Annotated in this window: 9 protein-coding genes; all 9 read left to right on the top strand. The window is 36.4% G+C overall.

Annotated features, from left to right (window positions below):
* Positions 1-43 precede the first annotated feature (43 nt).
* The 9 genes from HR057_RS15680 to HR057_RS17180 all read left to right on the top strand — a co-directional run bounded on the left by HR057_RS15680 (position 44) and on the right by HR057_RS17180 (position 10,581).
* Positions 44-2,128 carry an ATP-binding protein gene (locus HR057_RS15680; RefSeq protein WP_173732382.1) on the top strand — a complete coding sequence of 695 codons (2,085 nt, stop codon included), beginning with the start codon at positions 44-46 and terminating at the stop codon, positions 2,126-2,128.
* 16 nt (positions 2,129-2,144) lie between these two features.
* Positions 2,145-3,509 carry a sigma-54-dependent transcriptional regulator gene (locus HR057_RS15675; RefSeq protein WP_173732381.1) on the top strand — a complete coding sequence of 455 codons (1,365 nt, stop codon included), beginning with the start codon at positions 2,145-2,147 and terminating at the stop codon, positions 3,507-3,509.
* A gap of 594 nt (positions 3,510-4,103) precedes the next feature.
* Positions 4,104-4,754 (top strand): ABC transporter permease, encoded by a 651-nt coding sequence (locus tag HR057_RS15670; RefSeq protein ID WP_173732380.1) that lies wholly within the window; start codon positions 4,104-4,106, stop codon positions 4,752-4,754.
* A 17-nt stretch (positions 4,755-4,771) separates the two neighbouring features.
* On the top strand, positions 4,772-5,773 hold the full coding sequence (locus tag HR057_RS15665; protein ID WP_173732379.1) for an ABC transporter ATP-binding protein: 1,002 nt from the start codon (positions 4,772-4,774) through the stop codon (positions 5,771-5,773).
* 12 nt (positions 5,774-5,785) lie between these two features.
* Positions 5,786-6,523 carry an ABC transporter permease gene (locus HR057_RS15660; protein WP_173732378.1) on the top strand — a complete coding sequence of 246 codons (738 nt, stop codon included), beginning with the start codon at positions 5,786-5,788 and terminating at the stop codon, positions 6,521-6,523.
* Positions 6,524-6,550: 27 nt separating this feature from the next.
* A complete protein-coding gene (locus HR057_RS15655) occupies positions 6,551-7,489 on the top strand; it encodes a glycine betaine ABC transporter substrate-binding protein (RefSeq protein WP_173732377.1) in 939 nt (312 codons plus the stop codon).
* An 11-nt stretch (positions 7,490-7,500) separates the two neighbouring features.
* The gene (locus HR057_RS15650; RefSeq protein ID WP_173732376.1) at positions 7,501-8,811 is read left to right on the top strand and encodes an MmgE/PrpD family protein; all 1,311 of its coding nucleotides are present in this window, start codon (positions 7,501-7,503) and stop codon (positions 8,809-8,811) included.
* A 22-nt stretch (positions 8,812-8,833) separates the two neighbouring features.
* Entirely contained in the window at positions 8,834-9,745 is a 912-nt protein-coding gene (locus tag HR057_RS15645; protein WP_173732375.1) for an alpha/beta hydrolase, read from the top strand.
* Between the two features lie 272 nt (positions 9,746-10,017).
* Entirely contained in the window at positions 10,018-10,581 is a 564-nt protein-coding gene (locus tag HR057_RS17180; protein ID WP_230474491.1) for a hypothetical protein, read from the top strand.
* Positions 10,582-11,067 lie beyond the last annotated feature (486 nt).

Raw genomic sequence — 11,067 nt, 5'->3', positions numbered from 1 at the left:
TAGTTTGCGATACAAACAACTACTTTTGAAAAGGAGTGTACGCTTGAACCAAATATTTCAATCCAAATTAACGAAAAAATATTTATTTGTAACTTTGATCGTTATTGTGACAGCGCTTACATCAGTGTACTACTTAACCGTCCATGTGATGAAAGAATCAATGCGGAAAGAAATTGAAAACCGTAATGAATTATTAGCTAGATCGATTAGTAGTAAAACAAGTTTCCTATTTGAAAAGATGGTTAATGATACGCGCGTCATATCCGAGTTTGTAAAAGAAGATGCGTATAATAATCAAGAATTATATGTGTCTGAAATTGAAAGAGTGCTTACGAAAAACCCATTTTATTTATTTATCAATGTAGTAGACGAAAATGAACATGCGATTGCGACGATTCCTAATGTTCATTCTAGCTCTGCTTCCATGCACCAAATTATTGATCGTCTGAAGTGGAGTAAAACGCACTATATTTCCAATTTAATCACTTTAGATGATGGGCGGCGAACGATTGCAATCGCTTATCCACTCCTTAATGACAAAGGGGACTATAAAGGTGCTGTCATTTCTTATGTTAATTTGCATGTTATATCAGAATATTTAAAGCAAGTGAAAATTGGGCTTGAAGGCATCAATGCATTAGTCGACCGGAAAGGTGTCATCCTTGCTCATACAAATGAAAGCTTTATTGGACAGCAAATTTCAGATCACCCATTAGGAGAATTTTTAGAAAAAGAGCGGGTTGGTGTATGGGAAGGATCGATTTTCGGTAAATATATGCTAATGGCGTATCGCCCTATTCAAGCGGGCAGCTATGGTTTAATCGTAGGAGAAACGATCCGCCAAGCTTTGGCTCCAACCGTACAAATTCAAAAACTATTATTACAAGGATTTATCATCGTATTATTGATTACGATTTTGTTAACGATCCTTGGGACTTCCAGAGTTGTAAGGCCTATTATTCATTTAATAAAACAAGCGAGGATTTATAAAGAAGGGAAAAAGTCACATTATGAGCCGTTAAAAACAGGAGATGAATTAGAAGAACTATCGGTCACCATGGATGAAATGGCCAAAGAATTACAAAGCAAAGAACAGCGATTGTTTTACATTTTAGAATCGATTCCATATGGTGTCATTACGATTGATAAAGACGGAAAAATTATGACATTTAATAAAGGAGCAGAGAAATTAACCCTCTTTCACAGGGAAGAAGCCATTGGCAAGTTATTGATCGATCTTCCTCTTAAAAAATCTATCGATGATTTCATTGCTTGGAAAACGATTAAAGAAGGAAAACAAATTAATGAATTGGAAAGTTATATTTATGATAAAAGTGGAAAGAAACATGTGATCCGCATTTACTCTTCATTATTTACTGGAGAAGATAAAAAAATTATCGGTGCGATTATTATTTTAAGGGATGTAAGCGAAATAAAAAAATTAGAAGAATACTTGAAACAGACCGAACGATTAGCTGCACTTGGACAATTAACAGCAGGCATTGCCCATGAAATTAAAAATCCATTAAGTATTATTCAAGCTGCAGCGGAAGCTATTCAATTAGATATCAAAGATACATCTTTTGTAAATGAAATGGCAGATGATATTCTAGAGACAACTGACCGGTTGAATCATTTATTAACAGAGTTTCTGAAAATGGCGAAGGGAGAAGAAAAAGAAAATCTAGTTCCAACGAATGTTGTTCAAGTATTAAATGAACTCTTGTCTTTATTAAAAAATCAATTGAATGATAAAAATATTCACGTCTTGCAATCTTATGATTCCGAACAAGTCATGATCATGGCGAATCCAAATAAAATAACACAGGTATTTTTAAATATTATATTAAATAGTATTCAAGCGATGCCTGAGGGCGGCAACTTAATGATTCGAATAGTAGATCAAGAGCAATCATGGGTCATTGAAATGGAAGATACAGGAATTGGTATTCCACCATCAAAATTAGAATGGATCTTTACACCATTTTACACGACTAAGAAAGAAGGAACGGGGTTAGGTCTTGCTATTGCTTATGAGATTATAAGTCAGCATAACGGAAAAATATCAGCATCTTCCGATGAAGACGGCACAACGATAACGGTTCAATTCCCAAAAATATCCGCTTGAAAGGAGAGGGAGACTAATGAAGAATCGGATTTTATTCGTTGATGATGAATCTAAAATTTTAAGAATCTTTCAAGCATCCTTGACGAAAAAAGAGTATGATGTAGTGACAGCTGCCAATGGCCAAGAAGCAAGGAAAAAAATTTTTGAATATGACCCTGACGTTGTATTTCTTGATGTAAGGCTGCCTGATGTATCGGGGTTGGATTTATTGCAAGATTTTGTGAAGCTTTACCCGAACAAAGTTTTTATCATGATGACGGCCTTTGGAGATGTTGAAAATGCTGTATCTGCGATGAAGGCGGGTGCATTTGACTACATTGTAAAGCCAGTGAAATTAAATGAGATTATCATATTAATAGAAAAAGCGTTTGAATGGCTGCAGATGAAACAAGAAAATGCATTATTAAAAGAAAGGCTTAAGATTGCTGAAACGACCAATGATTTAATTGGAACGAGCGCAGTTATGAAAAGAATCTTTCAATTAATTGAAAGAGTTGCCCCGACCGATGCGAGCGTTTTGTTACAAGGAGAAAGCGGTACGGGAAAAAGTAAAATAGCAGAAGCCATTCATAGACTGAGTGATCGGAAAGACCGTCCGTTTATTGCGGTGAATTGCTCGTCGATTCCAGAGCAATTATTAGAAAGTGAATTATTTGGACATGAAAAAGGAGCATTCACCGGAGCTGTTACGAGTAGGAAAGGTAAGTTTGAAGCAGCCAATGGCGGCACGATTTTTTTAGATGAGATTGGGGAAATTTCCCCATCTTTTCAAGCAAAGCTTCTGCAAGTCACACAAGATAAAACATTCATGCGTGTCGGCAGTAATCAATTAATAACGGTGGATGTACGAATTATTGCAGCAACGAACCGTGATTTAAAAAAAATGGTGGAAGAAGGAACGTTTAGGGAAGATTTATATTACCGATTAAATATCGTTGATATTTATGTTCCTCCTTTACGGGAACGAAAAGATGATATTCCGCTTTTAGTTGAAAAGTTTTTGGATTATCATCGGCAAAAATATAATCGAAAATTTCATGCTCCAAAAGAGTTAATAAAATTATTGCAAAACTATTCATGGCCGGGAAATGTTCGTGAGCTTCAAAATGCAATCGAAAGGGCGGCAGTTTTATGTCAAAATGAAGAGCTGTCCATTGAAGATTTCCCAAGAGAAATTAGGGAGGAAAAAGAAAGTCTTTTAGGAGTTTCTACTTTGGAAGATAGAACGTTGTCACTACCTCAACAATTAGAAGAAATAGAAAAAATGTTGATTTTAAAAGCATTGGATGAAGGGCTCGGTCAACCGGCAGCAGCAGCGAAAAAGCTTGGTATTTCAAGACAAAGCCTTCTTTATAAGATGAATAAATATTTTTCAAAATAGGATGAAGAAGTTGGACTGCTTCCTAACAGGGGAGCAGTTTTTTTATTGCAAGTTGCTATTGCTGATTCATGCTCAAGATTCAATCATTTTTAGGACCTGCTATGTGCAGAATTGTGCTCAAGATTCAATCATTTTTAGGAACTTGCTATTGCTGATCCATGCTCAAGATTCAATCATTTTTAGGGACCAGCAATTTGCAGAACCGTGCTCAAGATACATTCATTTTTTGGGGCCTGCTATGTGCTGAATTGTGTTCAAGATTCAATCATTTTAGGAACCTGTTATTGGCTGATTCAAGCTCAAGATTCAATCATATTTTATGGGCCTGCTATTAGCTGATTCAGGCCCAAGATTATGAACTATTTAGGTAATCTCTTCAAACATGTTTGTCATGAACCTAGAAATCTTTCGAGAAAAGTAGTCTGAACCGTTTCATTATATCGATTTGTAAAAAAATTTTTACAACATTTATAAAGATTTTTACTCATATTCTGAAAATTCGGGAATACTGGGCTGAAAAAGTTGGCACAGTATTTGCAATATTAATAGTCAAAGAGAAAGGTTAAAAAATGACTGCTTGAGGAGGTGCTTTAGGTGGACATCTTGACATTTGTTCAAACGAATTGGTTAGAGCTAGTAAAACTAACAATCGAACATATTAAATTAGTTGGGCTAGCTGTAGGAATTGCTGTATTAACGGGTGTACCTTTCGGAATTTATATTTCACAAAGGGAGACATTAGCGAATTTAGTTTTAGCGGTTGCTAGCATTATTATGACAATTCCGAGTATCGCTTTATTTGGAATTATGATCCCTATTTTTTCACTAATTAATCAAGGGATTGGATTTTTGCCAGCAATCGTAGCATTAATTTTATATTCCCAGTTGCCAATCATTCGCAACACGTACATTGCCATTAAAAATGTTGATGCCAATATAAGAGATGCAGCGATAGGAATGGGAATGACAACATGGCAGCGGTTATACAAAGTGGAAATTCCGATTGCGTTCCCAGTCATCATGGCTGGTATTCGAATGGCGATTGTATTGACGATCGGTATAGGCGCAATTGCAGCTTATATCGGTGCGGGTGGACTTGGCGTATATATTTCTCGAGGGATATCAACGAGTTATGCAACGATGGTACAAGTAGGAGCGCTATCAGTATCCATTCTAGCTATAGCGATTGATTATATTTTAGGCCAATTGCAAAAGAAGCTTTCTAGAAAAGGAGTAAGAACATAATAGAAAGGTGGGTTTTCATGATCAATTTTAAAAACGTCACTAAAATTTATGAAAGCGGTGACAAAAAGGTCAAAGCGGTCGATAATATTAGCTTTCATGTTAATGAAGGAGAAATTTGTGTATTTCTTGGGCCTTCCGGATGCGGAAAAACAACTTTGTTACGAATGGTCAACCGGTTAATTTCCATTACAAGCGGAACGATCGAAGTCGATGGAAAAGATGTTAATTCAGTCGATGAAATTATGCTCCGAAGATCGATCGGTTATGTTATTCAACAAAATGGTCTTTTTCCAAATATGACAATTGAAGAAAACATTTGCGTTGTTCCAAAAATGCTAGGTTGGGACCAGCAGAAAATGCGGAAGCGGTACAATGAATTAATGGAAATGATGGGCTTGCATCCGGATGAATATCGGAAGAGATACCCTTATGAACTATCAGGAGGACAACAGCAGCGGGTAGGAGTTGCTAGAGCTTTGGCAGCGGATCCCCCAGTCATGTTAATGGATGAACCTTTTGGTGCACTAGATCCAGTTATTCGCGAACATATTCAAAATGAATTTTTGCGCATTCAACAAGATGTAAAAAAGACGATTCTATTCGTTAGTCATGATATTGATGAAGCCATTAAGCTCGGAGATAAGATTGCCGTATTTAACACAGGAGAATTAATGCAATATGGTACACCTGATGACATTTTATCAAATCCGAAAAATGATTTTGTCCGTGATTTCATTGGAGGGGACCGCGCATTAAAACGTTTAACGTTATTGAAGGTAAAAGATCTTATCACAAAGCTTGAAGATTTTTCAACAAGATCGCGAAGAAGGGCTGATTTAATTACACAAACAATATCAATCAATGAAAACTTAAGAACTGCGCTTTCATTTATTTTAGATACCCCTACGGGAGAAGCGTGGGTCATTGATGAAAATCATAAAAAAATTGGTGTCATCCGAATATCTGATTTTGAGATTTTAACCGATATCCATCCGAATGAATTGACAGCTGTAAGATAAGGAGGTGTCTTGATGAATGACAAAAATATTGAAAAAATCATACGTGCATTTTTATACTTGATCATTTTAGCTTTTTTAGCTTGGGCTTATTTTACAGGTTCTTTCCAGTTTATTATAGATAATCCTAGAGATCTTCTTTATTTAACAGGCCAGCATTTAAAGCTTGTCAGCATCTCCTCTGGATTAGCTATTATCGTGGCAGTTTCACTAGGCATTTTAGTTACAAGACCAAAGTTTAAAAGATTAGAAGGAATTGTTATGAGCTTTGCCAATATCGGTCAAACCGTACCGAGCCTTGCTATTCTGGCTCTTGTCATGAGCTATTTAGGATTAGGCTGGCAAACGGCGATCTTTGCTCTTTGGATCAACTCCTTATTGCCAATTCTTCGTAATACAGTGGCAGGCATTGAAAATGTGAATGCATCTATTATAGACGCTGGTAGAGGAATGGGAATGACCGAAAGGCAAATTTTATGGAAATTAGAGATGCCAAATGCTGCTTATGCCATTATCGCAGGCATCCGAACATCAGTTGTAATCAATATTGGTACGGCTGCTTTAGCATTTTTAATTGGAGGAGGTGGTTTAGGGGACCTTATTTTTACAGGGATCGCATTATATGATACAGGTATTATGCTTTCAGGAGCAGTACCCGTTATCTTTTTAGCTGTTTTTATTGATTTTATTTTAGGGAAACTAGAGAAAGTCATTGTACCAAAAGGATTACAACGAGATTTAGACATTGCTTAAATGATGAAAATGAAGGAGGTTTTATAAATGAAAAAGTTAATGATCGTTTTAATCGGGCTCATGTTGATTTCAAGTCTTGTCGCATGTAATTCATCATCTACCAATGTTCAAACAGATAGCAGCAAAGGATCTGAAGAAGTAAAAGGCAAGGTAGTTGTAGGCGGAAAAGATTTTACTGAACAACAAATCTTATCAAAAATTGCTTCAATCTACTTAAAAGAAAATGGTTATGAAGTTGAAGAAGCAAGCAATATGGGAAGCACCGTCGTTCGTTCTGCCTTAGAAAATGGACAAATTGACATGTATTGGGAATACACGGGTACAGCTTTAGTTGTTTTTCAAAAGCAGCAAGTTGAAACAGACCCGGAAGCTGCTTATGAAAAAGTAAAAGAAACGGATAAAGCGAATGGTCTTGCATGGCTAAATAAAGCTAATTTTAACAATACTTATGCAATCTTAATGAAGCAAGAAAAGGCGGAAGAGCTAGGAATCCATTCAATTAGCGACTTAGCGAAATACATGAATGAAAAACCAGATGAGTTGAAATTTGCTTCCAATGCAGAATTTTATGCACGTGAAGATGGAATTAAAGGTTTAGAAAAACATTATGGGTTTAAATTCCCTGCAAAAAATGTTGTCAAAATGGATTCTGGTCTCCTTTACAATGCGCTAAAAGATGGACAGGTGGATGTGTCTGTAGGATTTGCAACGGATGGAAGGATCAAAGGATTTAATTTAGTTGCCTTAGAGGATGATCAATTATTTTTCCCAGCTTATAATGCTGCACCTGTTGTCAGACAAGAAATTATTGATAAATACCCTGAAGTTGCAGAATTATTGAATACGATTGCCGGAAAATTAGATACTGAAACAATGATGGAATTAAACTACAGTGTTGATGTAGAACATAAAGAAGTTTCAACTGTTGCCCGTGAATGGCTGCAACAACAAGGGTTAGTGCAATAAAGGTGCCGAATATGAAAACGATTGTCATCGATTATATAAAAAACGAATCGATTCACCGCTTAAACAAAACGATACTTGCTTCATTAAAAAATGCATTAGCTGATGTAGTAGCAAGTGCTTTAGCTGGTTCAGCGACAGATGCAGTCAAAAAAGTGAAACAATTTAGTTGCAACCATTGGAAGGAAGGAGAAAGTTCAATCTTTTTATCGTCACAAAAGCTAAGTCCTATTGGGGCAGCTTTTGTGAATGCAACAATGGCCAATGCATTGGATATCGATGATGGGCACCGATTAACAAAAGGTCATCCTGGTGCCGTCGTATTTCCTGCCGTTTTAGCTGCAGGAGAAGACTTTCATTGTTCAGGGGAGGAGTTTTTAACGTCGCTTTTAATTGGTTATGAGGTCGGCATACGCGCTGGAATCATTGCCCACAAAGTTCGCCCTGAATATCATTGCACAGGATCATGGGGAGCCCTCGGTGCGACAGCAGGTGTTAGTAGAATATTAGACTTGTCTAAACTCGAGATCGGGCATGCTCTTGGAATTGCAGAATATCAATCGACCTACTCACCTATGATGAGATGCATTGAACACCCATCAATGGTTAAGGATGGGATCGGCTGGGGATGTATGACAGGTATTAGTGCTAGTTATTTAGCAAAAGAAGGATTTACAGGGATTCCATCTTTATTTTCTTTTGATGAAGCGGCTGATTTTGCTAATGATTTAGGAGTGAAATACAGAGTCGAAGAGCTTTATTTTAAGCCATTTGCTTGTTGTAGATGGGCCCAACCAGCTATTGAAGCTTTAAAAATGCTCATGGAGCAGCACCCAATTTCAAGTGAAGAAGTAATGAAAATAAAGATTTATACGTTTACAGAGTCAGCAAGTCTACCAACTAGTAAGCCTAGAAATACAGAAGAGGCCCAATATAATTTAAGCTTTCCATTAGCATCATACCTAGTATTTCAAGAGGTTGGACCTGACCAAGTCCTCAATCAACTAGATCATCCAAAAGTGCTGGAAATAATGGATCGAATAGAAGTAAACGTTAGTGAACAGTTGAATCGCAAGTTTCCGAAGAAAGCTCTCAGTCGAATCGAAGTGTTTATGCAAGATGGGACAATATACCGATCTGAAACTCTTCAAGCTAAAGGTGATTGGGATTTTCCATTAACAATCGATGAAAAGAAAGAGAAATTTTTCCGCTTAGTTGAGCCATTATTAGGCCATGAAAGATGCAAAGAACTGTATGAAATGATTTACGAGATTGATAAATTACCAAATTTGAAAGAGTTCACACATTTGATCAGAAAAATATAAACATTGCTGGAGGGTATCTACGATGAAAGAACGTCAAATTTATTTTTATAGTGAAGGTTGTAAATTAGAAGGAACCGTTTATTTGCCGGATGATTATCAACCGGGAGAAAAGCGGCCAGCAATCATTCCAAACTCTGGCTATCAAGGATTTAACGAATTTTATCCAAGACTATTTGCAAAAAATTTAACGGAAGCAGGATATGTGTGCCTCGGTTTTGATTATAGAGGGTTTGCCAATAGTGAAGGAGAACAGGGAAGAGTGATTTTAGATGAACAGGTACAAGATATTCGTAATGCTATTACATTTTTACGAATTCAGGAAGAAGTTGATCCAGAGCAAATTGGTTTAATTGGCTGGGGAATGGGTGGATCCAATGTAGTGCGTGTCGCTGCTATGGATGATCGTGTGAAGGCAGTTGCCGCACTGAACGGTTTTTATAACGGAGAACGTTGGTTAAGATCGATTCATACGTATGTAGACTGGATCGAAATTAAAAAGGTCATTGCAGAAGATCGGATCCGCCGTGTGACAACGGGACAATCTCAATATGCCGATCCATTTATTCATTATCCATTAGATCCAGCAACGAAAGATTATGTTGATCAAGAATTAGCGCCATTAACGGCATTTGGAAAAATGACGCAACTTCAATTTACAGAATCTATTATGGAATTAAATGTAGAAAAAGTCGTCGGCGATGTTACCTGCCCATTATTTATTGCGCATGGAAAAGATAACTTGCTCCATCCAATTGATGAATCACTGGCGCTCTATGAAGCAGCAAATGAACCGAAAGAGCTATACGTCATTAACGGGAAACATAATGACTTTATGTATCATGAACATCCTGTCTTCCAACAGTTAATTAGTGAATTAAAAAGATTTTTTGGCGCACATTTAAAAAGCGCCAAGCAAGTGGTTACAAAAGCTTAATGGTCTATGAAGAGGGTTGGTTCCTCTCTGAATTATGGGGACAGTCAAAGGGGGACTGTCCCTTTTAAAGTTAGGTGAAATCTCGGATGCCCTCCTCCACCATTAATGAATCGAAAAAGGTTCTTATATTGCTCCATACATGTATATTTTCTACCGCCCACCACTAAAATAAAGAATTTTTTTCATTGTGATAAAACTGGTAGAATAGATGCAATTTTTTACGTTATAATTTGGTTTAGATTTAAAAAATAATAGTGAAAGGAGAAAAAATTTTGGAAAACAAGCTAGACTTAATCCTTCAGGAACTAAAAATGTTAAATAGTCGAGTAGCCTCACTTGAATCTGGACAAAAATCACTTGAATCTGGACAAAAATCACTTGAATCTGGACAAAAATCACTTGAATCTGGGCAAAAATCACTTGAATCTGGACAAAAATCGCTTGAATCTGGACAAAAATCGCTTGAATCTGGACAAAAATTGCTTGAATCCGGGCAAAAGTCACTTGAAAAAAAGTTTGAGTCCCTTGAAACAAGACAAAAATCACTTGAAAAAAAGTTTGAGTCCCTTGAAACAAGGCAAAAATCGTTTGAATCAAGATTAGATACCCTTGAAGCTGGTCTAAAAGAAAATAATGAAATTGTAAAAGCGATACTCCATCGTCAAGAAGAAACAGATGCGAAATTAGAAGCACTTTCTATGGATGTTCATAAAATTCATGGGGAGTTGGCATCTATAAAAAAAATACAAGACCGCCAAGATAAAATTCTTGCTTCATTGGCATTACGTTCATTAGAGCAAGAAACAGTGCTTCGTGAACTAAATCGAATTAAATAGAAAAATAATAAAGAAGAAACAGATATAAAATAATTTTCGAATTTTTATAGAAAACCCTTTTAGAAAGCGTCAAAAACAAGTGGAGGGACGAGCCTTCGGAACTAAAAAGGTATTTTCAACATGCTCTTTATAGTCGTGCCCATTAGAAGAAGTTCTTTATTTCAACTTCTGTTCTGCAAAACGAAGGTAAGACATTAGTCTATCAGGATTACCGACAGTTTATTGTTCCAACTATCATCGAGTAAACCTTCCAATCAACACCAAACATTCAAACTTCAACAAAAATAGGGATGATTCGAGTTGTTCATCAAAAATCGCACAAAAAATATGTAGTCATCTCTTTGTCAAAAATTTTCCTAATATAACTTAAAAAAACACACTGTATAACATTTTTTATAAATTCTGTAAATGTATTATCGTTTGGTTTGTTTACGCACGTGGGTATTGGATAATTAAACAATTCCTTAAAATCCGCCTCAAATTTTA

It is taken from the genome of Calidifontibacillus erzurumensis, assembly GCF_013303125.1.
GTDB classification, from domain to species: Bacteria; Bacillota; Bacilli; order Bacillales; family Bacillaceae_J; genus Calidifontibacillus; species Calidifontibacillus erzurumensis.
This window is presented reverse-complemented; position numbering and strand designations above follow the sequence as displayed.

Coding starts and splice junctions, on each gene's coding strand:
- HR057_RS15665 (WP_173732379.1), top strand. CDS start 4,772: ATGATCAATTTTAAAAACGTCACTAAAATTTATGAAAGCGGTGACAAA.
- HR057_RS15675 (WP_173732381.1), top strand. CDS start 2,145: ATGAAGAATCGGATTTTATTCGTTGATGATGAATCTAAAATTTTAAGA.
- HR057_RS15650 (WP_173732376.1), top strand. CDS start 7,501: ATGAAAACGATTGTCATCGATTATATAAAAAACGAATCGATTCACCGC.
- HR057_RS15655 (WP_173732377.1), top strand. CDS start 6,551: ATGAAAAAGTTAATGATCGTTTTAATCGGGCTCATGTTGATTTCAAGT.
- HR057_RS15660 (WP_173732378.1), top strand. CDS start 5,786: ATGAATGACAAAAATATTGAAAAAATCATACGTGCATTTTTATACTTG.
- HR057_RS15645 (WP_173732375.1), top strand. CDS start 8,834: ATGAAAGAACGTCAAATTTATTTTTATAGTGAAGGTTGTAAATTAGAA.